This is a genomic window from Bordetella genomosp. 1, from assembly GCF_002261335.1.
Taxonomy (GTDB): Bacteria; Pseudomonadota; Gammaproteobacteria; order Burkholderiales; family Burkholderiaceae_B; genus Bordetella.
In genome coordinates this window covers 1,191,076-1,213,207 of record NZ_NEVL01000003.1, presented here as the reverse complement: position 1 = coordinate 1,213,207, position 22,132 = coordinate 1,191,076, and the positions used below count along the sequence as shown (strand labels likewise).

Genomic DNA, 22,132 nt, shown 5'->3' with positions numbered 1-22,132 from the left:
CGGAACATAACAAAGCCATTCCTTCCACCAGGAGACATCGATGAAAAGACTGTTGAGCACAGCGCTGCTTGCGGCGCTGGCATGCCTGCGGCCGGCCTGGGCCGAAACCTATCCCGCCAAGCCGGTGCGCGTGATCGTTCCCTACCAGGCGGGGCAGGGCACCGACGTGGCCACGCGCTATCTCGCCGAACACCTGACCAAGGCGCTGGGCCAGACCTTCGTGGTCGAGAACCGGCCGGGCGCCGGCGGCAACATCGGCACCGCCGAAGTCGGCCGCGCGGCCGCCGACGGCTACACCGTCCTCATGGGCACCAACGGCACCCACGTGCTCAACCAGTATCTCTACAGCTCGCTGCCCTTCGATCCGGAGAAGGACTTCGAGCCCGTGATGCTGGTCAGCTCGTTTCCCATGGTGCTGCTGACGCCTGCCGGTTCGCCCCTCAAGAGCCTGCAGGATCTGCTCAAGGCCGCGCGCGCCAAGCCCGATGGCGTGGACGTGGGCCTGCCCAGCACCACCGCGCGGCTGGTGCTGGAGCTGCTCGAGAAGCAGACCTCGACCCGCATCGCCGGCATTCCGTACAAGGGCTCGAGCACGGCCATGACCGACCTGATCGGCGGCCGGGTGGCGGTCGGCGTGGACACGGTGAGCGCGTCGCGTGCCTTCATCGACAGCGGCAAGCTGGTGCCGCTGGGCGTGACCTCGCTCAAGCCCTCGGCGCTGCTGCCCGGCGTGCCTTCGGTGGCCGACGCGGGCGTGAACGGCTTCCAGGTGATCGCGTGGAACGGCGTCTATGTGCCGCGCGGCACGCCGGGGGCCGTGGTGAAGACCCTGAACGACACGCTCGCCACCATCCTGAAGCAGCCCGAGGTGCGCAAGCGCCTGCTCGAACTCGGCCACGAGCCGGCGGGCGGCAGCGCCGACGAGCTGCGCCAGTTCGCCGCCAGCGAACGCAAGAAGTGGGGGCCGCTGATCGCGGAGGCGGGGCTGAAGGCGGATTGACGCGGGCCCGGCGGCGCCGCCGTTGATCCAAGGGGATCGCAGGTTTGCGATCCCCTATTTTCGTTGGAACACAGTCCGCCGCCGGTGGCCGAGTCCACCGGGCGACGCTGCAAGCCGTTGATATTGCTGGGGGAGTGCGGCATTCAGTGATCTGGCTCATCAGTGTCCTGAGCGGAATTCATGAGAAAACCGACCCTCGAGCCGCTACAGTTTTTCGATGTCCGCCGCCGCGCGCACGGCCGCCGCCAGGCGTGCGCGGCGCGCGCTTTCAACTCCGTTCAGGGACCGCTCACATGCCCAACCTACCCCACGACGATCCGCCGCGCTCGCCATCGCCAGATGCCGCGGCGCGGGACGACACCGCCCAGGACCGCGCAGGCGGCCCGACGCGCCGCCAGTTCATGCTGGGCTCGGTGGCCGGCGGCATCGGCGGCTTCGCCGCCAGCCTGCTGGCCCAGGAGAGCGCGCTGGCGCAGCGCGTGCCTGTGCCTGCGGAAGGCGCGCCCGCCGCGGTCCTCAACCCGGTCGAGGTGACGCTCGAGATCAACGGCACGCCGCGCGTGCTCTCGCTGGATTCGCGCACGGTGCTGCTCGATGCCTTGCGTGAGCACCTGGCGCTCACGGGCTCGAAGAAGGGCTGCGACCAGGGCCAGTGCGGCGCCTGTACGGTGCTCGTCGACGGACGCCGCGTGCTGTCCTGTCTCACCCTCACCGCGTCGGTCCAGGGCCGCAAGGTCACGACCGTGGAGGGCCTGGGCACCGAAGAGCGGCTGCATCCGATCCAGTCGGCTTTCATTGCCAACGATGCGTTCCAGTGCGGCTACTGCACGCCGGGCCAGCTGTGTTCGGCTGTCGGCATGCTCGCCGAGGTGCGCAACGGCGACGTGAGCCACGTGACGGCCGACGTGCGCGCCGGCGCGCCGGCGCTCACCGACCAGGAGATCCGCGAGCGCATGAGCGGCAACCTGTGCCGCTGCGGCGCCTATCCCGGCATCGTGGCCGCGGTGCACGAGGTGCACTCGGGCAGGCAGGCGCAGCAGGCCTGGGCCTATGCCACGCCGATCCAGATCGCGCAGGCGCGCAGCGCCGACGGAGACGCCAATGAGACCGTTTGAGTACGTCCGCGCCGCCGACGCGGCCCATGGCGTGGCGGCGGTCACGCAGCAGCCCGGCGCGCGCTTCCTGGCCGGTGGCTCGAACCTGATCGACCTGATGAAGGAAGACATAGAGCGGCCGGTGCGGCTGGTCGACATCTCCCACCTGCCGCTCACCGCGATCGAGCGCGGCGACGCCGGCCTCGCGATCGGCGCGCTGGCGCGCAATGCCGACACCGCCAATCATCCGCTGGTGCGCGAGCGCTATCCGCTCCTGACCGAGGCCATCGTGGCGGGCGCGTCCGGGCAGATCCGCAACATGGCCACCAACGGCGGCAACCTGCTGCAGCGTACCCGCTGCCCGTACTTCTATGACATCGCCACGCCGTGCAACAAGCGCCAGCCCGGCAGCGGCTGCGCCGCGCGGCAGGGCCTCAACCGCATCCATGCGCTGTTCGGCTGGAGCGATGCCTGCGTCGCCACCTATCCGGGCGACATGGCCAATGCGCTGGTCGCGCTGGACGCCCGCATCACGCTGCTCGACGCCGACGGCGCACGCCGCGCCATGCCCCTGGCCGAGCTGTACCGCCTGCCCGACGACACGCCGCACCTCGACACCACGCTGCCGCATGGTGCGCTCATCGTCGGCATCGAGCTGCCCGACGACGCGGCGACGTTTGCGTCGCACTCGCACTACCTGAAGGTGCGCGACCGCGCCTCGTATGCGTTCGCGATGGTGTCGGTGGCCGCCGCGCTCGAGATCGACGGCGGGGTGGTGCGGCGGGCCCGCATCGTGATGGGCGGCGTGTCCCACATGCCCTGGCGCAGCACCGCGGCGGAGACGCTGCTGGTGGGCGAGGCGCCCACGGCGGCCCGCTTCGAGCAGGCCGCCGAGGTGGCGTTCCGCCACGCGCGGCCGCTGGCACACAACGAATACAAGATTCCGCTCGGCAAACGCGCCGTGGCGCGCGCGCTGGCGCAAGCCGCGCGCCTGGCCTAGCGGCAGAGGAGAACATCATGGCCCGATATCTGGGTAAAGAGACGCCGCGCGTGGACGGCGTGGCCAAGGTCACCGGCAAGGCCAAGTACGCGGCCGAGTTCCAGGTGCCGCATCTCTGCTACGGCTTCATCGTGCTGGGCACGATCGCCAAGGGCAGGATCGAACGCATCGAGACCACCGAGGCGGAGAAGGCGCCGGGCGTGCTGGCGGTGATCACGCACCGCAACGCGCGCAAGCTGGGCGGCGCCGGCGCGGCGGGCGACGCGTGGCAATGGCCGTTGCAGTCGGATCGCATCTACTTCAACGGGCAGCCCATCGCACTGGTGGTGGCGCAGACCTATGAACAGGCGCGCCACGCCGCCCGGCTGGTGCAGGCCTCGTATCAGGCCGAGCCGCACAACACCGATACCGAGGCCGCGCTGGCACGTGCCGCGCTGGACGACGATTCGGCCAAGGCCAAGCCGCGCGGCGACCCTGCCGGCGCCTGGCGCGACGCCACGGTCAAGGTGGAGGCGCAATACCGGATTCCGATCGAGCATCACAACCCCATCGAGCCGCACGCCGCCATCGCGTTCTGGGATCGCGACGAACTCACGATCTTCGACAAGACGCAGGGCGTGGGCGGCGTGCAGAAGCACCTCGCCACCGCCTTCGGCATCCGCCCGGACCAGGTGCGCGTGGTGTCTCCGTTCGTGGGCGGCGCATTCGGTTCGTCGCTCAAGCCCAACTACTACCCCTCGCTCACCGCCATGGCCGCGCGCATCGTGCGCCGTCCGGTCAAGGTGGTGTACACGCGCAGCCAGATGTACACGGGCCATGGCTACCGGCCGCACACCCTGCAGAACGTGCGGCTGGGCGCGGACCGCGACGGCAAGCTGTCGGTGATGATCCACGAGGCGTTCCACAACACCTCGTCGTTCGAGGAATTCTCCGATGCCACCACCCGCTTCATCAAGCAGGTCTACGCCTGTCCCAATCTCGATGCGCCGCTGAAGATCGTGCCGACCGACATGGCCAGCCCGACCTGGATGCGGGCGCCGGGCGCCGTGAGCGGCATGTTCGCGCTGGAAAGCGCGATGGACGAGCTCGCGTATGCGCTTGACATGGATCCGCTGCAGCTGCGCCTGGTCAACTACGCCGAGGTCGATCCGGAGAGCGGCAAGCCGTTCTCCAGCAAGGCGCTGCGCGAGTGCTACCGGCTGGGCGCGGAGAAGTTCGGCTGGAAGGCGCGCTCGCATGCGCCGCGCTCGATGCGCGACGGCCACCTGCTGGTGGGCTGGGGCATGGCCACCGGCGTGTGGGGCGCGATGCAGATGCCCGCGAGCGCCCGCGTGGTCTATCGCGCCGACGGCAGCGCCCGCGTGTCCAGCGCCACCAGCGACATCGGGCCGGGCACCTATACCGTGATGACGATGATCGCCGCCGAGTTCCTGGGCATGCCGCTCGAGCGCGTCAAGTTCGAGCTGGGCGACTCGAACCAGCCGGCCGCGCCCTCGCAGGGCGGCTCCTGGACCACCTCCAGCGTGGGCTCGGCGGTGCGCGGCGCCGCGCTCGCGGTCGTGGCCCGGCTGGCGGCGCTGGCGGTGGCCGAGTCCGCGTCGCCCTTGTCGGGCCTGGACGCCGGCCAGGTCGAGATGGCCGATGGCATGCTGCGCCATCGCGGCGACCCGGCCCGCGCGGTGGCCGTGGCGGATCTCATGCGCCGTCATCGCCTCGATACGCTGGACGAGACCTACGAGTCCAAGCCCTCGCCGGAACGCGCCAACTACGCCTCGCTCGCGCACGGCGCGCAGTTCGTCGAGGTCAAGGTGGATCCCGACCTCGGCACCGTGCGGGTGACGCGTGCCATCGAGGTGACGGCCTGCGGCAAGATCATCAATCCGCTCGCCTCGCACAGCCAGGAGATCGGCGGCGTGGTGTGGGGCATCGGCATGGCGCTGCTCGAGGCGACCGAGGTGGACCACCGGCTCGGCCGCATCATGAACGCCAACCTGCAGCACTACCACGTGCCGGTCAACGCGGACGTGCAGGCCATCGAGACCATCTTCGTCGAAGAAGACGACACGATCGTCAATCCGCTCGGCGTGAAGGGCATGGGCGAGCTCGGCATGGTGGGCATCCCGGCCGCCATCGCCAACGCGGTCTTCCACGCCACCGGCCGGCGCGTGCGCGACCTGCCGATCACGCCGGACAAGCTGCTGTGATGGCGCCACCGATTGCGGAGAGCAGACATGGATAGCCTCGATATGCAGGTGTTGCAGACCGCGCGCGACTGGGCCGCGCGCGGCGATGCGGTGGCGCTGGTCACCGTGGTGCGGACCTGGGGCTCGTCACCCCGGCCGGTGGGCGCGATGATGGCGCTCAACCGCGACGGCCGCACCGTGGGCAGCGTCTCGGGCGGCTGCATCGAAGACGACCTGATCGATCGCCACGCCGGGCCCGAGGCGCAGGGCTGGGACGGGGCGCCGGTGGCCACGCTGCGCTACGGCGTCTCGGCCGACGAGGCGCATCGCTTCGGCCTGCCGTGCGGCGGCACCATCGAGCTGGTGGTGGAGTTTGCGCCCGCCCCGGACACGACCGCGGCCCTGCTGGCGCAGCTGCGTGCGGGGCAACTGGTGCGGCGCACGGTCTGCCTGGAGACGGGCCGGGTGACCCTGTCGGCGAGCGACCGGCCCGCACCGCTGCAATGCGATGCGCGTACCCTCGCCGTCACGCTGGGGCCGGCCTATCGGATGCTGCTGATCGGCGCGGGCAATCTGGCCGCCTATGTGGCCACCATCGCCGGATTCAACGGCTTCGAGGTGACCGTGTGCGACCCGCGCCGCGAACAGCTGCACACCCTGAGCGACCTGAATCTGCGCATCACCACCGAGATGCCCGACGACGCGGTGCTGGCATTCCGCCCCGATGCGCGCTCCTGCATCGTGGCGCTCAGTCACGATCCCAAGCTCGACGACATGGCGCTGCTCGAGGCCATCCACAGCGAGGCGTTCTATGTGGGCGCCATTGGTTCGCGGCGCAACAACCGGGCGCGGCGCGAGCGCTTCATCACGCACTTCGGCGAGTCGCCGGCGTCGCTGGCGCGTCTGCGCGGGCCGATCGGGCTCTACATCGGCAGCAAGACGCCGGCCGAGATCGCGGTCAGCCTGATGGCGGAGGTCATCGCGGTGAAGAACGGCGTGGCCGTGCCGCCGGGCCTGGGGGTGGAGGCGGCCAAGAACCACGCCGAGCGCGCGGCGCTCGCCGCCTCAATAGACCTGTGAGGTGGGGCGGAACAGGATCTCGTTGATGTCCACGTCGTCGGGTTGCGACACCGCGTAGCACACGGCGCGGGCGAACGCGGTGGGCGAGATCGCGCCCTCGTAGGTTTTCTTCATGGCCTGCGCGATCACCGGATCCGTGATGGTGCTGATGAGGTTGGTGTCCACGGCGCCGGGCGAGATCACGGTGGTGCGGATGTTGTAGGGCTTGACCTCCTGGCGCAGGCCTTCCGAGAGCGCGCGCACCGCGTGCTTGGTGGCGGCGTAGACCGTGCCGCCGGAGCCCACCTTGTGGCCGGCGACGGACGAGACGTTGATGATGTGGCCGGCGCGCTGCGCCTGCATGATGGGCAGCGCCGCCGCGATGCCGTACAGCACGCCCTTGATGTTCACGTCGATCATCCGGTCCCACTCGTCCACATGCAGGTTCTCCAGCATCGAGCTGGGCATCAGGCCGGCATTGTTGATCAGCACGTCGACCCGGCCGTGCAGCGCGCGCGCGCCTTGCAGCAGGGCCTCGACCTGGGCGCGTTGCGTCACGTCGGTGATGATCGCGGCGGCATCCGCGATGCCGAGCTCGCGCGCCAGCGCGCGCAGCCGGTCGACGCTGCGCGCCGCCAGCACCACCTTCGCCCCGGCCTGTGCCAATGCGCGTGCGGCCGCCTCGCCGAGTCCGCTGCTGGCGCCCGTGATGACCACGACCTTGCCTTCGATGTTCTCTTTCATGATGTCCGACCTCTGTGTCTGCGGGATGCCGCGTGGCGCGGCTCAGCAACGATTGGAATCCCGAACCGGCCGCGCGTATACGGCCGGGCGCCGCTAGCACCGATGAATCGAATTCATGAGCGCGGCCCCGTGCAGGGGCGCTGCGCATGCACCGCAATTCATGAATCGCATTCATGGCTGCGTGCGGGCGCAGGCCATTAATCGATAAACAGCTTTCTGTCAGACTCGATTCGCTATCGCAGCGCATGCCTGTACCGGGCGGCGCGCAGACTCAAAGGAATCGCCATGAAGAAGATTGCCGCCGCGGCGTTCGCGCTCTCGATGACGGGAGCCGGTGCCGCCGAAGCCGAGAACATCCAGATCACGCACAACGGTGCCACCCCGACGCGCGCGGGCGCGGCCAGCCAGTTCACCGGCCAGGTGTTGATCGATGGCCTTACCACCCCCGAGAGCGCCAAGCAGGCCGGCACGGGCCTGGTCACCTTTGCGCCCGGCGCCCGCACCGTCTGGCATTCGCATCCGGCAGGGCAGTGGCTGTTCGTGACCAGTGGCAAGGGCTGGGTGCGCGAAGACGGTCAGCCCGCGCGCGAGATCAAGGCGGGCGACGCGGTGTGGATCCCGGCGGGCGTCAAGCACTGGCACGGCGCGACCGACGTCACGTCCATGAGCCACGTGGCGGTCACGCCCGTGCACGACGGCCAAAACGTCACCTGGCTCGAGCCGGTGTCGGACGCGCAATACGCCCGGCAATGAGGCGGGAGACCCCCATGAAGAAACTTGCGATTGCCGGCGCGCTGGCCGCCAGCAGCCTGGGCGGCTGTGCCGCCACCGATACGACCTCGTACCCCGGTGGGGCACAGGCTCGCGGCCACGGCGCGGCGGCCGTGGCGCAGGTGGCGCCGGGCATGGCGCGTTACTCGTCTGAGTACGTGGACACGGCGCTGTGGGAGCGTCCCGGGCTGGCGCCGCGCGACCGCAGCATCGTCACCGTGTCGGCGCTGATTTCGCGCAACCAGCTCGTGCCATTGGAGGCGCAGCTCGAGCGCGCCTTGGGCAACGGCGTCACGCCCGCCGAGCTCTCGGAGCTCATCACGCACATCGCGTTCTATGCGGGCTGGGGCAACGCCACCGGCGCGGCCGAGGTGGCGCGCCGGGTGTTCGAGCGCCACGGCGTGCGGCCGGAACAACTGCCCGCCGCCGCGGGCGAGCTGCTGCCCCTCGACGAAAAGGAGGAGGCCGACCGCGCCGCGTTCGTGTCGGCAAGCTTCGGCGAGGTGAGCCCCGGCGTGGTCGAGAACACCACCCGGCTGCTGTTTCGCGATGCGTGGCTGCGGCCCGGCCTGGCGCCGCGCGACAAGAGCCTCGTGACGGTGAGCAGCCTGGTGGCCGCCGGCCAGATCGCGCAGGTGCCGGTGCACCTGAACAAGGGGATGAACAATGGCCTCACGCAAGCCGAAGCTTCCGAGATGTTGACCCAGCTGGCGTTCTACGCGGGCTGGCCGAACGTCTTTTCGGCCCTGCCGGTGTTCAAGGACGTGTTCGCCAAGCGGTCGCGCGGCGAGGCCGGACAGCGATGAGGCGCGGCGTCTACCTGGCGGGACAGGCGTGGACGGCGGCCCTACTGGCCGGCGCTGACGCGCTGGCCAAGGGCAACGACCGGGTCGCGTTCCCGGCCGCTGAAGCCGGCGTTCCCTGATGGAGCGGAGCAGCGGCTCAGGGCGGGCCTGTGTTGCGGGCCGTACTCGTCAGGCTTCGTAGCGCAGCGCGTCGATGAGCAGCGTCATGGCGTGCGACGGCTGCCGGCGGCTGGGATAGTAGAGGTGGTATCCGGACCACAAGGGACACCAGTCTTCCAGCACCCGCACCAGCTTGCCTTTCGCCAGGTGCGGCGCCACCAGCGTCTCGGGCACGTAGCACAGGCCGAATCCCGCCAGCGCCGCCTCCACGACTTCATAGATGCCGTTGAAGGTGAGCTGGCCGTCCACCCGCACGTTGACCTCGCGCCCGCCGCGCTTGGCGAACTCCCAGGCATAGAGGCCGCCGTGGGTCGGCAGGCGCAGGTTTATGCAGCGATGCTCGACCAGGTCGTCCGGTGTTCTGGGCGGCGGATGCTTGGCGAAATAGCCCTTGGTGCCCACCAGCGCAAAGCGCTCGTCCGGGCCGATGCGCACGGCAATCATGTCCTGCGCGAGCTGTTCGCCGAAGCGCACGCCGGCGTCGTAGCGCTGCGCCGCGATGTCGGCCAGGCCGTAGTCGCACACCAGTTCGAGCTTGATGTCGGGGTATTTCGCCAGGAACGGCGTGAGACGCGGCCAGAGCAGGGAGCGGATCGCGTAGTCGGTGGCGGTGATCCGGATCGTGCCGGCCGGTTTGTCGCGAAAGCGGCTCAGCGTCTCGACCTGCTCGTCGATGTGATCGAGCGGCCCCGCCACGCTCTGGTAGAGCGCCTCGCCCGCCTCGGTGGGCGAGACGTTGCGCGTGGTGCGCGTGAGCAGCCGCACGCCGAGCTTGCCCTCGAGCGTGCGGATCGTGTGGCTCAGCGCCGACTGCGACACCCCGATCTGCGCCGCCGCGCGCGTGAAGCTGCCCTCGCGCACCACGGCCACGAAGGCCAGCAGGCCGGTGTAGTTGTTGTCGCGAGCCATTAATGAATTTCCCTCATGTGTGCCTTCTGAATATGCCGTCTTATCGAACAGTCTTGTGCTGAGGACAATACGCAAAAGCCGCTGCGCAAGCAACGATTTCCCCAAAACAAAGGTGTCAGACTGCAATTTGCCCGTGACGCCTGCCCGACGCACCGCTCGCCTCTTGCAAGCATGAACAACACAATCGCCGCCGCGCCGCCCGATGCCGGCCTGCCCCTCGCCCGCACGCTGCTGCCCCTGATGTCCGCCGTGTTTCTCGCCTTTCTGGTGATCGGGCTGGCACTGCCCGTGCTGCCGCTGCACGTGCATCACGATCTCGGGATGGGCACGCTGCAGGTCGGGCTGGTCACCGGCAGCCAGTTCGCGGCCTCGCTGGTCTCGCGCATCGGGTCGGGCACGTTCTCCGACACGCACGGCGCGAAGCGCACCATGATGATCGGGTTCGTGGTCGCATCGCTGTCGGGGCTGATCTATCTCGCCTCGCTCGCCGCGGCCACCCGGCCCGGGCTGTCCGTCGCCATCCTGATCGGCGGACGCGCGGTGCTCGGCGCGGCCGAGAGCTTCATCATCACCGGCGCGCTTGCCTGGGGCCTGGCTTCGGTCGACGGGGCGCACGCCGGCAAGGTGATCGCCTGGATCGGCACGGCGATGTACGGCGCGTTCGCGTTGGGCGCGCCGCTGGGATCGGGCCTGTTCGACGTCTTCGGCTTCGGCGCCATCGGCCTCGCCACGGTCGGCGTGCCGTTGCTGGCGATGGCGCTGCTGGCACGCAGGCCCGGCGTGGCGCCACATCCGCGCGACGCCCAGGCCGCGCCCGCGGCCGTGTTGCGCGCGGTGTGGTTGCCGGGCGTCGGCCTCGCGTTCAGCAGCATCGGCTTTGGCGCCATGACGGCCTTCATCGCGCTGTATTTTTCCGAGCGCGGCTGGGCCCCGGTGTGGCTGGCGTTCAGTCTGTTCGCGGCCACGTTCATCCTGGCGCGCATCGTGCTGGGCCATCTGCCCGACCGCCTCGGCGGCGCCCGCGTGGCACTGGTGTTCGTGCTGGTGGAGGCGGCCGGCCAGGCCTGCGTCTGGCTCGCGGACGGACCGGTGGTGGCCCTGATCGGCGCCGCGCTCACCGGACTGGGCTATTCGCTGGTCTACCCCGGCCTGGGCGTGGTGGCGGTGAGCCGGGTCGCGCGCCAGAGCCGCGGGCTCGCGATGGGCGCCTACACGGCGTTCCTCGACCTCGCGCTGGGCCTGGCCACGCCCCTGCTGGGCCTGCTGGCCGGCGTGAGCGGGCTGCGCGTGGTGTTTCTGATCAGCGCCGTGAGCGCGTTGGCTTCGGCGGCGATCAGCGGCCTGGCATTGCGCGCGCGCCCCTGATCGCCTTTTCCTTTGGAGTCGTGCAATGAGCACCCGTTACGAAAGCCGCCCCAGGATCGTCTGCCACATGGTGAGCGCCATCGATGGCCGACTGATCACCGATCGCTGGACGCCGGCCGCCGAGGACGACGATGCGAATCTGATCCTGTCGGTCTACGACGAGGCCGCGGCCGAGATCGGCGGCGAGGGCTGGCTGGTGGGTCGCAAGACCATGCAGAGCGTGTTGCCGCAGATCGACGCGCGGGCCGCGTCGCGCGGCGAAGCCGGCGATGCGCCGCCGGCGCGCTCGCGGCGCAGCCACGTCGGCCGGCGCGAGGGCAGGGGCCTGGCGATCGCCGTCGATCCGAAGGGGCGGCTGGCGTACTCCGGCCCGGCCATCGGCGACGACCACGCCGTGGCGATCCTGGCAGAGCGGGTGTCGGACGCGTATCTGGCACAACTGCGCGAACGCGGCGTCTCGTATGTGTTCGCCGGCGCGGACGGCGCCGACCTGCATGCGGCCCTGGCGGCGTTGAAGGCGGATTTCCAGGTGTCGTCCCTGATGCTGCAGGGTGGCGGCATCATCAACGGCGCATTCCTGCGCGCGGACCTGATCGACGAGATCAGCCTGCTGGTGTTCCCCGGCATCGACGGGCTGTCCGGCATTCCCAGCATCTTCGAATGCCAGGACGCCGCGCCCGATTTCCTGCCGGCGCGCGGGCGCAAGCTGCGGCTGCTGTCGTGCGAGGTACGGCGCGCGGGCGTGGTGTGGCTGCGGTATGCGGTGGAGCGGCGTGCGGACGCGGGCGCGGGCCGCGCGCGCTGACGCGACGGCACGTCGATCGGCCGGGCGGCGCCGGTCTCGCGCGCTAGCGCGTGAGATCCTGCGGCAGGTCCACGTCGCGCAGGATGCCGGCGTCGTGCACCGCGATCTCGTGCACGCCGTGGCGTTGCAGCAGCGCACGCGCGCCCTGGTCGCCCGACAGCGCCGCCAACGCGGGCCACAGCGCGCGTGCGAACCTTACCGGATGGCCCCGACGACCCGCGTACGCAGGGGCTACGATCTCCAGCGCCGGATCGGCAGCGGCCACCGCACGCAGCGTGGCGGGTGCGATCCAGGGCATGTCGGCGAGCGCGACCAGCGCGTGAGTGTGGTCTGCCGCATGCGCCAGCAACCAGCGGGCGGCGGCCGCGAGCGTGGCGCCCATGCCCGCCTCGGCTCCCGCCGGTGCGGTGCCCTGCTGGCAGGGAATGGCCCGCAGCAACGGCGCGAGCTCCGTGTCGTTGGCCCCGACCATGACCAGCAGGTCGGGCGTGACCGCGTGCAGCGCCTGCGCGCTGCGCAGCGCGACCGGCGTGCCGTCCGGCAGTTGCGCGAGCAACTTGTGGCTGCTGCCGCCGGCCTGGCGATAGCGCAGGCCCGCGCCGGCGGCCAGCAGTACGCCGATGCAGGGCGCGGGGGCGGACGCGGAATGGGTCATGGCGGGCTGGACGTCGTGAGCGGCATGCCGACTAGCATGCCACGAAATGCAGGTGCGCCGTGGCGGCGGGGCGATCGTGAGGCTGTGCCGCGCATCGCGCGATGCGGCTCGGCGCCAGCGACGCGGCTTGGCTCGGCACGCGTCTCTAGTGACGCGTGCGGCGCAATAGCGTGCGCAAGACCAGCGCGGCCAATGCGATGGGCAGCACCAGGCGCCATTGCGCCAGGAACAGTTCACTGAAGGCCTCGCCGGCCGCCCAGGTGTTGCCGAACACCTGGGGCGAGGGCGGGGCGAGACACAGTGCGACGAGCGTGGCGGCGAAGAAGGCCAGCGCGCGCAGCACCGCCGACCCGCGCACGGCCCCAATGCGCTCGACCAGCACGAGCAGTGCCAGTCCGGCCAGGCCCGCCACGACGGCGTCGAGGTAGAAGTCGCGCGTCCCATAAACGTAGGGGGCGACGGGCAGCGCCCAGCCGAGCGTGCCGGTGGTCAGCGACGCGGTGAGGCAGCCACCGTAGAGCGCGGCGGCGCCGGCCATCAGCAGGAAGTCGAGGATACGCGGCAACAGGTTCGGCATGTGGCGGGGCGGACGAGTGGACTGGCGCGCAGCATGCCACGATTGGCGGCCGGGCGGAAGCCGGCTGCCGCGCGGACGGATACGAGTTCACGGGCGGGGCGGCAGGCCGGACTGGATGCTTCAATGCGCCTGCGGCGTTGCGCCGTCCGCGCCGCCATAATCGAGCGACCGGGCCGTTCGATCCTGCCGAGCGGTCCGGCCTTGCGGCCCAGTCGGCCGACCTCCTGTCGAGCGGTCCGGCCCTGCCGCCCGGCCGTCCTTACAGATCCACCCGCACCTTGCCGGCCTTGACCAGTCCGGCCACGTCGCGGATCTCCGCGAGCAGCGCGTCCTGCAGTTGTGCCGGCGTGCCGCCGGTGGGCTGGAAGCCCTGTTCGGCCAGCTTGGCGTGGATCGCCTCGGTCTTGAGCGCCGCGTTGACGCCGCGATTCAGCGCGGCGACCGTGGCTTCCGGCGTGCCGGCCGCGCAGTAGGTGCCGAATTGGATCTGCGCCGAGAAGCCCGGATAGCCGCTTTCGGCCACGGTGGGGATGTCGGGATACTTGGCCAGGCGCTGCGCGCTCGTGACGGCCAGCACGCGCAGCCGATCGCTCTTGAGGTAGGGCTCGACGGCGGCGACCGTCGCGACCACCACCTGGATCTGGCCGCCGAGCAGGTCGGTCATCATCGGCCCGGTGCCGCGGTAGGGCACGTGCAGCATGTCGATGCCGCAGGCGGCCTGCAGCAGCTCGGTGGCGATGTGCTGGGGCGTGGCGTTGCCGGGCGAGCCGAAGGTCAGCCCCTTGGGCTCGCCTTTGGCCCGCGCGATCAGCTCGCCGAGATTCTTGATGGGCAGGTCGCCGTTGACCGCGATCATGTAGGGCGAGCGCGCGATGTGGCACACGGGCGCGAGCCGCTGCAGCACCTGTTCGGGCGGCAGCGCGTAGTAGCGCACCGAGGGTACCAGGCCCGCAAACAGCAGGATGCTGCCATCCTTCGCGCCGTTGGCGGTGTAGTCGGCGCCGAGCATGCCGCTCGCGCCGGGCTTGTTCTCGACCACCACCGAACGCTGCAGCGTGTCGCTCAGCGCGGCCGCGATCACGCGGCCCAGCACGTCCGTGCCGCCGCCCGGCGGAAACGGCACGATCACGCGCAGCGGCGCTTCGTTGGCAGCCGCCATGCGCGTCAGGGTCGCGCCGAGGGGGGCGGCGCTCAATGCCGCCAGGGTCTTGATGAGGGTTCTGCGGTCCATCTTTGTCTCCATCTCCACCGTCGGTGGACTTGCGCCGATCGTCTCTATGCGGCGGACGATTCGGCCTTGTGCGCCAGGAAAAAGCCTTGCAATGCGGCGGCGACCACCTCGGGCTGCTCCACCGGCAGCATATGCCGCTGGCCGGGCACGACCACGGCGCTCGCGTCGGGCAGGGCCTGCGCGAGTTCGCGCGTCATGCGCGGATTCGAGCCGACGTCGTCCTCGCCGGTGATGACCAGCGCCGGGCAGCGCACCTCGCCCGCGGCCTGCGTCAGGATCGGGTCGCCGTTGGCGAACAGGGCGTATGCCGACAGGAAGCTGCTACGGTCATTGTCCAGCAGCCGCTGACCCACCTGCGCCGCGCGTTCCGGTCTGCGAACCTGGAACGCCGGCGTGAACCAGCGCGCCAGCGACACTTCGGCGGCGGCATAGACGTCCTGGGTTGCCGCGGCGGCCAGCCGGGCCTGCACGGCAGCGCTTTCTTCGGCGGTGCGGCGGAACACGGTGTTGAGCAAGACCAGGCGGCGCACCCGGTCCGGCCGCGCCGCGGCGTAGGCGCCCGCGATCAGCCCGCCCATCGAATAGCCGACCACGTTCGCGTCGCGCCAGCCGGCCTGGTCCAGCACCGCGTCGAGCTGGGCGATGAAATCGGCGATGGCCGCCGGTCCGCGCAGTGGCGTCGACGCGCCGTGTCCGAGCAGGTCGTAGCGCAGGACGTCGAAGTCAGGCTCCAGCAACGGCGCCAGGTCGTCCCACAGCGTGAGGTCCAGCCCCACGCCGTGCAGCAGCACCAGCGGTTCGCCCTGGCCGGAACGCCGCGAGTGCGTGTTCATTTCTGCGCCGCCTCTTGCGCCAGCTCCTGCAGGTCGGAGTAGCGGTTGCCGATGCGATGGTGCGGCCGGCCCGACGTGGCGGCGCCCAGGGCGACCTCGATTTCATCGGGCGCCGGCGCGTCATTGATGGTGGTCTGCACCGTGAGGTAATGCGAGCGCAGGCCTTCGTCGAGCTTATGCATCAGCGGCACGGAGATGACGCAGCCCGGGCCGCCGCGCATGTTGGTGAAACTCAGGTAGCTGGTGCCGCCCACCGCATTGCGATAGGCGTTGCCAAAGCGCAGGGTGTGGATCAGCGCGGAGGCGTGCTCGACCTCGCCGGCCGTGCCGACCACCGCCGCCTTGCCATACGCCTCGACGTTCTCGGCCGAGCCCGCCTCGCGCAGGATTTCCGCCACCAGCAGCTCGCCCAGGGGCGGCGCCGCTTCCAGGATGCCGGGCCGCAGATCCTCCTGGAACGGCAGGCCCGCCCACGGATTGCGCACCACCGCCGCGGCGATGATCATCACGAGCGGCTTGCCCGCCTCCCGACCGCCTTCGATCAGGGTCTTCTCGACATAGGTAACCACTTTGCGCACTTGCAGGGACATTTCGCCGCTCCATCGAACTGAGGCTGTAAAGATGGCTCATTGTTGGTGGAGGCCGTGGATTTTGACAATCCAAATTAACGTAAGCTAACTTCAGGAAATCCGAATTTTGTGGCGGTCCCGGTGCACCAGTGAGGGGGCATCGCGATGCGGAATGACCGCGCGCGAGGCCGCTCGGGGCGTCGCGCCAGACACGGCGGGCGGCTAGACGCTGCCCGAGCGCTGTTTGCGCAATCCCGGTGTTTCCGCAATCTGGCGTGCCGGCGGCCTTGTGGCCGGTGGCGAGGCAGTAGCGCGACGGCGGACCGCAGCACAGGCCCGCAGGTCCCGTCCACACCCACGAGGCGGGCAGCCAGATCGCCCGAGTCGTCCGAGTTCAACAGTTGAGACCGCAACCATGCCGACACCGCTGAAGATCCAGCACCTGCGCCAGTTTCTGCTGGCGGCCGACAATGGCAGTTTCCGCCTTGCCGCGCAGGGCACGTTCCGATCGCAGGCCGCCGTGTCGGCGGCCATGCAGGACCTGGAGCAGCAACTGGGGGCGCCGCTGTTCGAGCCGGGCAAGCGCGCCCAGCTCACGCCGCTCGGCCTGGCCGTGGCGCCGTTGTTCCGTGAACTGCTCGCCACCCACGATCGCGTGCTGGACGCGGCGCTGCGTCTGGGCAAGGGGCACGAAGGCCCCGTCGCGCTGGCGGTGATGCCGTCGCTGGCCGACGAGTGGCTGCCTCGTCTGCTCGAGCGTTACGCGCGCAGCCATCCCGACGTCCGCATCCGCGCCATCGACGAACCGTCGCCCGACGTGCATCGACTGGTGTTGTCGGGGGAGGTGCAGGTGGGCGTGGCGGGGCAGGTGCCTCGCACCGACGAGGTGGCCTTCACGCCCGTCGCGCGCGACGCCTTCGGCATCGTGTGCCGCAAGGGCCATCCCCTCGCGCGCCGACGCGGCGCGGTGCCGTGGTCGGCCTTGGCCGAGGAGCGCCTGATCGGCAACGCCACCTTCGAAACCCTGAAGAACCGCGACCTGGGCAGCGCCATCGACGATCCCGCCATGGTCGTGTCCAACCGCGCCTCTCTGCTGGCCAGCGTCGCCGGCGGCCTGGGCGTCACCGTGCTGCCCGTCCTCGCGCGCCCCGCCACCGGCAGCGGCCTGGCCTTCGTCCCGCTGGCCGAACCCGTGGTCGAACGCATCGTCGGCGTCCTGACCCGCAAGGAAGAAACCCTCCCCCCCGCCGTCGCCGCCATGCACGCCCTGGCCCTGCGCTCCCTCACCCAATTCACTCGCCGCAAAGGCGCCGCCCTGATCTGATCTCCCCAAAAAAGGAGTCAGACTGCATATAAAAAAGGAGTCAGACTGCATTTATCCGGGCAGCGCCGCTCAAAACAACGGTGTCAGACTGCATTTATGCAACCCGCGCGGCCCAAAACAAAGGTGAACAAAGGTGTCAGACTGCATTTTTCCCCGCCGGCGCCACCCAAAACAAAGGTGTCAGACTGCATTTATCCAATCGGCGCTGCCTGGATAAATGCAGTCTGACACCTTTGTTTGGAGCGGCCGGGCGCGGGAAGCCGGCCGGGTCCGTCGGCTCCTAGTCTGCCTGTGCGCCGCTGGCCCAGTCGGGCATCTCGCCCGCGACGGCGCCGAAGAAGGTCAGCAGCAGCCAATAGCCCAGCCCAGTGATGACGATCAGCGACAGTACGTTCATCAGGAAGCCGTGCTTGGCCATCTGCGGAATGGTGATGTAGCCCGAGCTGAACACCAGCGCATTGGGCGGGGTCGCGACGGGCAGCATGAAGGTCATCGACGCGGCCAGCGTGGCGGGCACCATCAGCAGCAGCGGGTTCTCGCCGAGGTTCATCGCCAGGCCCGACACGATGGGGATGAAGGTGGCCGCCGTGGCGGTGTTCGACATGAACTCCGTCATGACGAGCACGGCCAGCGCCACCAACACCACGACGCCAAAGGTCGGCAGCGCGCTCGCGTAGCCCCCCAACTGGTCGCCGATCCAGCTGTCCAGCCCGGTCGCGACCACGGCCGCGGACAGGCTCAGGCCGCCGCCGAACAACACCAGGATTCCCCACGGCAGGTTCTTCGTCATGCTCCAGGTGACGAGCGAGCCGCCATCTTTTTCGCCGGAGGGGATCACGAAGAGCGCGATCGCCGCGATCACGGCGATCGATGCGTCGGAGATACCGGGGATGAAATTGCCGAGCAGGCTGCGGCAGATCCATGCCGACGCGGTGATCACGAACACCGCGGCCACCCGGCGCTCCGCCGTCGACCACGCGCCCAAGGCATCCAGTTGCGAGCGAAACAATTCATCGGCGCCTTCCAGCGGCGTACGATCCAGGCGGATCGAGACGCGCGTCAGCAGCAGCCAGGCGCCGAGCAGCATCACCAGCATGATCGGCATGCCGAAGATCATCCACTCGGCAAACCCGATGTCGTAGCCGTAGGTGCGGCTCAATGCGCCCGCGAGCAGCGCATTGGGCGGCGTGCCGATCAGCGTGCCGATGCCACCGATCGACGCCGCATACGCCACCGACAGCATCAACGCCAAGGGGAATTTGGACGAGCCGCCTTTCTGGCAGATGAGCCCCGCCACGGAGAGCGCGACCGGCAGCATCATCACCGCGGTCGCGGTGTTCGACACCCACAGGCCGCAGAATGCGGTCGCCAGCATGAAGCCGCCCACGATCCGGTGCTGCTGCGAGCCCGTGCGCGACACGATATTGAGAGCGATGCGTCGATGCAGATTCCAGCGTTCCATCGCGATTGCGAGGAAAAAGCCACCCATGAAGAGAAAGATGATGGGATCGCCGTACGGCGCGGTCGCCTCGCGCGCGCCGGTCGCGCCCACCAGCGGAAACAGCGCCACGGGCAGCAGCGCCGTGGCCGCGACCGGAATCGCCTCCGTGATCCACCATGCAATCATCAGCACCGCCACCGCCAGCAATCGCCACGCTTCCGGCGACATGCCGTCGGGCGCCGGAAATATCAGCAGCGCGCCAAACAGTGCCAGGCCGACCACGATCGGGATCGGCCTGACGCGCGTTTTCTCGGCCGCACCCGGCGTGGTTTGCGATGCGGGGTGATCGGCGGGAATTGATTCGGCCATGCGGTCTCCATCAGACATTTTCAGGTTTGTGTAAGCGTTGTAATCGCTTCGCCGCGCGCCGGGTGCGGCAGGGTGTAACGGTATTTGGCGAGGTGCCACGCCGCCGCAGGCGCGGCTGGCTGCGCGTGCGTTTGGCCGTGAAAGCGTTTTGAAAGGGGAGCGTTGCGAAAGGGGGAGATCACACTTGCGCTGACATCGCGTTGAAAACGGAGCGCGAAGAATGCGTTGAATTGCGCGGTCTTGAGCCCGTTGCGGCTCCCATCGGAACGCACACGAAGCGCCGAAAATGCATGGGCCGCGAAGTGAGGGCGCGCCGATCAGCGTGCCGCTCGTTTCATGTCTTCCCGGGTACCCGGCGCCCCATCCGTTTTCAGAAATCGAGGCATCATGTTCACCAACCTCAGCATACGCAGCCTGCTTTCATCGGCGTTGGGCGTGTTCTTCCTCCTGTTCCTGGCCACCGGCATCGCCGGCTATCAGATGCTGCAGGGCCATCAGACCGACGTGCAGGAGCTGCTCGACAACAACGTCGTGCGAGGCGACCAGGCCCATCGGCTTGCGAGCGATCTGCTGCGCGCGCGCCTGGCCGCGGTCAACGCGATCGCGACCATGAAGGACGGCGATATCGAAGGCGCCAAGAAAGTGGCGCAGCGCGCGCTGCCCTACAACGAGCGCGCCGATGCCTATATCAAGCGTTTGAAGTCCACACCCGACACCTCCGAGGAAGGCGGTCCGCTGTACCGCGAGATGCTGAAGACCTATGAGGCCTATCGCCAGGAAGCCTACGATCCCATGATTGCCGCGGCACTCGCGGGCAATCTGCAGCAGGCCGTCGACTTCAACGACAAGAAGGTCACGCCGATGGGCACGGTGTTTACCAAGGCGCTGCTGGCCTACGTGGACTACACCAGCCGCATGGGGCAGAAGATCTCCGACACCGCGTCGGCGGATATTCGTACGGCCGTAGTTGCGATGCAGGCCGCCGGCCTGGTGGTGCTGTTGCTCATCGCGGGCCTGTACTTCATGTTCAATCGGCGCGTCTTCTTGCCGCTCGGCCAGGCCGCCCAGATTTTCGACCGGATCGCGGCAGGCGACCTCACCTGTCGCATCGCGGCCGGCTCGAAGAATGAAATCGGCCGGTTGTTCGACGCGCTCAAGCGCATGCAGGACGGCCTGGCACGCACGGTGACCGGCATCCGCGCGGGCGCGGAGAACATCTCGACGGCCTCCGCCGAGATCGCTGCCGGCAACACGGACCTCTCTGCCCGCACCGAAGAGCAGGCGGCCTCGCTCGAGGAAACCGCGGCATCGATGGAGCAGATGGCGTCGACCGTGAAGCAGAATGCCGACAACGCGCGCCAGGCGAATCAGCTGGCGGCCAGCGCGTCCGCCGTTGCCCAGCGGGGCGGCGCTGCGGTGGCCGAGGTGGTCGACACCATGAGTGCGATTTCGGCCAGTTCGAACAAGATCTCCGAGATCGTTTCGGTCATCGACAGCATCGCCTTCCAGACCAACATCCTCGCCTTGAACGCGGCGGTGGAGTCTGCGCGTGCGGGCGAGCAGGGCAAGGGCTTCGCGGTGGTCGCGGGCGAGGTGCGCTCGCTGGCGCAGCGCAGCGCCAATGCGGCCAAGGAGATCAAGGAGCTGATCGTCGACTCGGCCGGCAAGGTCAGCGTGGGCGCGGCCCAGGTCGAGCGTGCCGGCGCCACGATGGACGAAATCGTCACCTCCGTGAAGCACGTGACCGACATCATGGGCGAAATCACCACCGCGTCCGACGAACAGGCCCGCGGCGTGGATCAGGTCAACACGGCCATTGCGCAGATGGACGAGGTCACGCAACAGAACGCCGCGCTGGTCGAACAATCGGCCGCCGCGGCGGGCTCGATGCAAGATCAGGCCGCCGAACTGGTGCGTGCCGTTTCTGCGTTCAAGGTCGGCAACGGCCAGGTCATCGACGCGTCGTCCGGCGCGCTCGAGAACGCGGGCGACGTGCGCAAGCTCGGCTGGGCATGAGCCTCGCGCGCTGAGCCGAGCGCCTTGCCGCTTGCCGCTTGCCGCTCGTCGTTCTGCTGCTTTGCCGGCAAGGCGTGCTCCGGCTGCCACAGTGACAGCCGGAGCAACCTCCTAAAAAGGAGTCAGACTGCATTTTCGTGCTTCGGCAAAAATGCAGTCTGACTCCTTTTTTTGCTGCGGGTGGCTGTTATTTAAGTGAAGCCCAGGGGCAGGCCCTCGCGGGCGCTCCCATTTGTCACAGGCACCTCGCTTTTCTCGATACTGATACCTCGGCCGCATTCGAGCGCGCGGCGACGCTCACACGCCGCATGCGGAATCACGCCAGCGGGCGCGCGGTGGGTCGAGCGGCGGAGTGCTGATCACGGCGCGCGCAGAAGAGCGTCACGAAAATCGAAGGGTTACGGTTCGTCGATTTTTTGGCCGACGAGTTGCGCTAGACTCCCGTCTCGTTCGATCCAATGCAACCTTTGCCGCATGCCGGAGGTGATCGGCGCGGTCGCGAGCACACGTTGTTTTCATCTTCCGATGCGCCCGCAGCAGCCGCCGTCGCGCCACGCCGGGATATGAGCTCCACCCGTCGCAGCTTCTTCATCCTGGCATGCGTCAAAGGTTTTTCCGTAATGCGCGCCGAACCGACAGGTGAGGCATCTTCACAGGATTCATTCAATGAACAGCATTTTTCCAGGCGATCTGTGGGCGGTGGGTGAAGCACACGTCGACGGACGCTCGGTCATCGTTCGCTTCCGTACCGGCCTGCCGCCGGAGGCCGATCGTCAGGCCAACGAGAACCTGGTCATCGTTTCCTGGCCATACTCCGGCATCGAATCCGGCATGCCCAACGAGGAAGACAAACAGAGCACCAACAATTTCGAAGACGCCATCGAAAAGGGCTTCGAGAACTCCGACGTCGGCGTGCAGGTCGCCTGCATGACCGGGAACAACATGAAGGAATGGCGTTTCTACACGCCCAACGTCGAAGCGTTCCTGGATGCATTCAATCTGTGCTTGGCGGGCCATCCGGTCTACCCGATCCAGCTGCGCATGTTCCAGGATCCCGACTGGCGCGCGCTGTCGGAATTGCAGCCGGAAGGTTCCGACCAGCTGCATTGACGAACCTCCCGCGGGCATCGCGGGAATCTTCCAGACAAAGGTGTCAGACTGCATTTTCCGGCCAAGCCAAATGCAGCCTGACACCTTTGTTTTTGGGCGAACGTGTCGTGCA

At 68.8% G+C, this 22,132-nt stretch carries 20 protein-coding genes; 12 read left to right on the top strand and 8 right to left on the bottom strand.

What is annotated here, in order from left to right:
• Nucleotides 1–40 precede the first annotated feature (40 nt).
• From CEG14_RS13920 to CEG14_RS13900, 5 genes are all read left to right on the top strand, one after another.
• On the top strand, nt 41–1,000 hold the full coding sequence (locus CEG14_RS13920) for a Bug family tripartite tricarboxylate transporter substrate binding protein (RefSeq protein ID WP_094826935.1): 960 nt from the start codon (nt 41–43) through the stop codon (nt 998–1,000).
• 293 nt (nt 1,001–1,293) lie between these two features.
• Nucleotides 1,294–2,115 (top strand): 2Fe-2S iron-sulfur cluster-binding protein, encoded by an 822-nt coding sequence (locus CEG14_RS13915; protein WP_094826934.1) that lies wholly within the window; start codon nt 1,294–1,296, stop codon nt 2,113–2,115.
• On the top strand, nt 2,102–3,094 hold the full coding sequence (locus CEG14_RS13910) for an FAD binding domain-containing protein (protein ID WP_094826933.1): 993 nt from the start codon (nt 2,102–2,104) through the stop codon (nt 3,092–3,094). The genes CEG14_RS13915 and CEG14_RS13910 overlap by 14 nt, the downstream gene beginning before the upstream one ends.
• A 17-nt stretch (nt 3,095–3,111) precedes the next feature.
• Nucleotides 3,112–5,298 carry a xanthine dehydrogenase family protein molybdopterin-binding subunit gene (locus CEG14_RS13905; protein ID WP_094826932.1) on the top strand — a complete coding sequence of 729 codons (2,187 nt, stop codon included), beginning with the start codon at nt 3,112–3,114 and terminating at the stop codon, nt 5,296–5,298.
• 27 nt (nt 5,299–5,325) lie between these two features.
• Nucleotides 5,326–6,357, top strand: coding sequence for an XdhC family protein (locus tag CEG14_RS13900; protein ID WP_094826931.1), 1,032 nt, complete (start codon nt 5,326–5,328; stop codon nt 6,355–6,357).
• Here CEG14_RS13900 and CEG14_RS13895 read toward each other — a convergent pair.
• Nucleotides 6,343–7,080, bottom strand: coding sequence for an SDR family oxidoreductase (locus CEG14_RS13895; RefSeq protein ID WP_094826930.1), 738 nt, complete (start codon nt 7,078–7,080; stop codon nt 6,343–6,345). The two genes, CEG14_RS13900 and CEG14_RS13895, sit on opposite strands and share 15 nt — an antisense overlap.
• A gap of 285 nt (nt 7,081–7,365) precedes the next feature.
• On the opposite strand from CEG14_RS13895, the gene CEG14_RS13890 reads away from it, so the two are divergent.
• Both CEG14_RS13890 and CEG14_RS13885 read left to right on the top strand, forming a co-directional pair.
• Nucleotides 7,366–7,833, top strand: a complete 468-nt coding sequence (locus tag CEG14_RS13890; RefSeq protein WP_094826929.1) for a (R)-mandelonitrile lyase — start codon at nt 7,366–7,368, stop codon at nt 7,831–7,833.
• Between the two features lie 14 nt (nt 7,834–7,847).
• Nucleotides 7,848–8,657, top strand: coding sequence for a carboxymuconolactone decarboxylase family protein (locus CEG14_RS13885; RefSeq protein WP_179280598.1), 810 nt, complete (start codon nt 7,848–7,850; stop codon nt 8,655–8,657).
• A gap of 168 nt (nt 8,658–8,825) precedes the next feature.
• On the opposite strand, the gene CEG14_RS13880 is transcribed toward CEG14_RS13885, so the two are convergent.
• Complete coding sequence (locus CEG14_RS13880) at nt 8,826–9,725, bottom strand: LysR family transcriptional regulator (protein WP_094826927.1); 900 nt, start codon at nt 9,723–9,725, stop codon at nt 8,826–8,828.
• A 171-nt stretch (nt 9,726–9,896) separates the two neighbouring features.
• On the opposite strand from CEG14_RS13880, the gene CEG14_RS13875 reads away from it, so the two are divergent.
• Entirely contained in the window at nt 9,897–11,090 is a 1,194-nt protein-coding gene (locus CEG14_RS13875) for an arabinose transporter (RefSeq protein ID WP_094826926.1), read from the top strand.
• A 25-nt stretch (nt 11,091–11,115) separates the two neighbouring features.
• Nucleotides 11,116–11,895 (top strand): dihydrofolate reductase family protein, encoded by a 780-nt coding sequence (locus CEG14_RS13870; protein ID WP_094826925.1) that lies wholly within the window; start codon nt 11,116–11,118, stop codon nt 11,893–11,895.
• Nucleotides 11,896–11,938: 43 nt separating this feature from the next.
• Here CEG14_RS13870 and CEG14_RS13865 read toward each other — a convergent pair whose 3' ends face one another.
• The 5 genes from CEG14_RS13865 to CEG14_RS13845 form a co-directional block, all read right to left on the bottom strand.
• Nucleotides 11,939–12,550 (bottom strand): nucleotidyltransferase family protein, encoded by a 612-nt coding sequence (locus CEG14_RS13865; protein ID WP_094826924.1) that lies wholly within the window; start codon nt 12,548–12,550, stop codon nt 11,939–11,941.
• Nucleotides 12,551–12,695: 145 nt separating this feature from the next.
• Nucleotides 12,696–13,127 (bottom strand): hypothetical protein, encoded by a 432-nt coding sequence (locus CEG14_RS13860; RefSeq protein ID WP_094826923.1) that lies wholly within the window; start codon nt 13,125–13,127, stop codon nt 12,696–12,698.
• A gap of 259 nt (nt 13,128–13,386) precedes the next feature.
• On the bottom strand, nt 13,387–14,358 hold the full coding sequence (locus tag CEG14_RS13855; RefSeq protein WP_094826922.1) for a Bug family tripartite tricarboxylate transporter substrate binding protein: 972 nt from the start codon (nt 14,356–14,358) through the stop codon (nt 13,387–13,389).
• Between the two features lie 44 nt (nt 14,359–14,402).
• On the bottom strand, nt 14,403–15,191 hold the full coding sequence (locus CEG14_RS13850; protein ID WP_094826921.1) for an alpha/beta fold hydrolase: 789 nt from the start codon (nt 15,189–15,191) through the stop codon (nt 14,403–14,405).
• Complete coding sequence (locus CEG14_RS13845) at nt 15,188–15,781, bottom strand: amino acid synthesis family protein (protein WP_094826920.1); 594 nt, start codon at nt 15,779–15,781, stop codon at nt 15,188–15,190. Before CEG14_RS13845 ends, CEG14_RS13850 begins: the two co-directional genes overlap by 4 nt.
• A 394-nt stretch (nt 15,782–16,175) precedes the next feature.
• On the opposite strand from CEG14_RS13845, the gene CEG14_RS13840 reads away from it, so the two are divergent.
• Nucleotides 16,176–17,084: a LysR family transcriptional regulator gene (locus CEG14_RS13840; RefSeq protein WP_094826919.1), complete on the top strand. Its 909-nt coding sequence runs from the start codon at nt 16,176–16,178 to the stop codon at nt 17,082–17,084.
• 280 nt (nt 17,085–17,364) lie between these two features.
• Here CEG14_RS13840 and CEG14_RS13835 read toward each other — a convergent pair whose 3' ends face one another.
• The gene (locus tag CEG14_RS13835) at nt 17,365–18,993 is read right to left on the bottom strand and encodes an SLC13 family permease (RefSeq protein ID WP_218831327.1); all 1,629 of its coding nucleotides are present in this window, start codon (nt 18,991–18,993) and stop codon (nt 17,365–17,367) included.
• 288 nt (nt 18,994–19,281) lie between these two features.
• On the opposite strand from CEG14_RS13835, the gene CEG14_RS26745 reads away from it, so the two are divergent.
• Nucleotides 19,282–20,910, top strand: a complete 1,629-nt coding sequence (locus CEG14_RS26745) for a methyl-accepting chemotaxis protein (RefSeq protein ID WP_094826917.1) — start codon at nt 19,282–19,284, stop codon at nt 20,908–20,910.
• 666 nt (nt 20,911–21,576) lie between these two features.
• The gene (locus tag CEG14_RS13825; protein ID WP_094826916.1) at nt 21,577–22,020 is read left to right on the top strand and encodes a DUF695 domain-containing protein; all 444 of its coding nucleotides are present in this window, start codon (nt 21,577–21,579) and stop codon (nt 22,018–22,020) included.
• Nucleotides 22,021–22,132 lie beyond the last annotated feature (112 nt).

Excerpts from the sequence above, each read along its gene's own strand:
- CEG14_RS13920 (WP_094826935.1), top strand. The coding sequence starts at position 41 with ATGAAAAGACTGTTGAGCACAGCGCTGCTTGCGGCGCTGGCATGCCTG.
- CEG14_RS13915 (WP_094826934.1), top strand. The coding sequence starts at position 1,294 with ATGCCCAACCTACCCCACGACGATCCGCCGCGCTCGCCATCGCCAGAT.
- CEG14_RS13910 (WP_094826933.1), top strand. The coding sequence starts at position 2,102 with ATGAGACCGTTTGAGTACGTCCGCGCCGCCGACGCGGCCCATGGCGTG.
- CEG14_RS13905 (WP_094826932.1), top strand. The coding sequence starts at position 3,112 with ATGGCCCGATATCTGGGTAAAGAGACGCCGCGCGTGGACGGCGTGGCC.
- CEG14_RS13900 (WP_094826931.1), top strand. The coding sequence starts at position 5,326 with ATGGATAGCCTCGATATGCAGGTGTTGCAGACCGCGCGCGACTGGGCC.
- CEG14_RS13895 (WP_094826930.1), bottom strand. The coding sequence starts at position 7,080 with ATGAAAGAGAACATCGAAGGCAAGGTCGTGGTCATCACGGGCGCCAGC.
- CEG14_RS13890 (WP_094826929.1), top strand. The coding sequence starts at position 7,366 with ATGAAGAAGATTGCCGCCGCGGCGTTCGCGCTCTCGATGACGGGAGCC.
- CEG14_RS13885 (WP_179280598.1), top strand. The coding sequence starts at position 7,848 with ATGAAGAAACTTGCGATTGCCGGCGCGCTGGCCGCCAGCAGCCTGGGC.
- CEG14_RS13880 (WP_094826927.1), bottom strand. The coding sequence starts at position 9,725 with ATGGCTCGCGACAACAACTACACCGGCCTGCTGGCCTTCGTGGCCGTG.
- CEG14_RS13875 (WP_094826926.1), top strand. The coding sequence starts at position 9,897 with ATGAACAACACAATCGCCGCCGCGCCGCCCGATGCCGGCCTGCCCCTC.
- CEG14_RS13870 (WP_094826925.1), top strand. The coding sequence starts at position 11,116 with ATGAGCACCCGTTACGAAAGCCGCCCCAGGATCGTCTGCCACATGGTG.
- CEG14_RS13865 (WP_094826924.1), bottom strand. The coding sequence starts at position 12,550 with ATGACCCATTCCGCGTCCGCCCCCGCGCCCTGCATCGGCGTACTGCTG.
- CEG14_RS13860 (WP_094826923.1), bottom strand. The coding sequence starts at position 13,127 with ATGCCGAACCTGTTGCCGCGTATCCTCGACTTCCTGCTGATGGCCGGC.
- CEG14_RS13855 (WP_094826922.1), bottom strand. The coding sequence starts at position 14,358 with ATGGACCGCAGAACCCTCATCAAGACCCTGGCGGCATTGAGCGCCGCC.
- CEG14_RS13850 (WP_094826921.1), bottom strand. The coding sequence starts at position 15,191 with ATGAACACGCACTCGCGGCGTTCCGGCCAGGGCGAACCGCTGGTGCTG.
- CEG14_RS13845 (WP_094826920.1), bottom strand. The coding sequence starts at position 15,781 with ATGTCCCTGCAAGTGCGCAAAGTGGTTACCTATGTCGAGAAGACCCTG.
- CEG14_RS13840 (WP_094826919.1), top strand. The coding sequence starts at position 16,176 with ATGCCGACACCGCTGAAGATCCAGCACCTGCGCCAGTTTCTGCTGGCG.
- CEG14_RS26745 (WP_094826917.1), top strand. The coding sequence starts at position 19,282 with ATGTTCACCAACCTCAGCATACGCAGCCTGCTTTCATCGGCGTTGGGC.
- CEG14_RS13825 (WP_094826916.1), top strand. The coding sequence starts at position 21,577 with ATGAACAGCATTTTTCCAGGCGATCTGTGGGCGGTGGGTGAAGCACAC.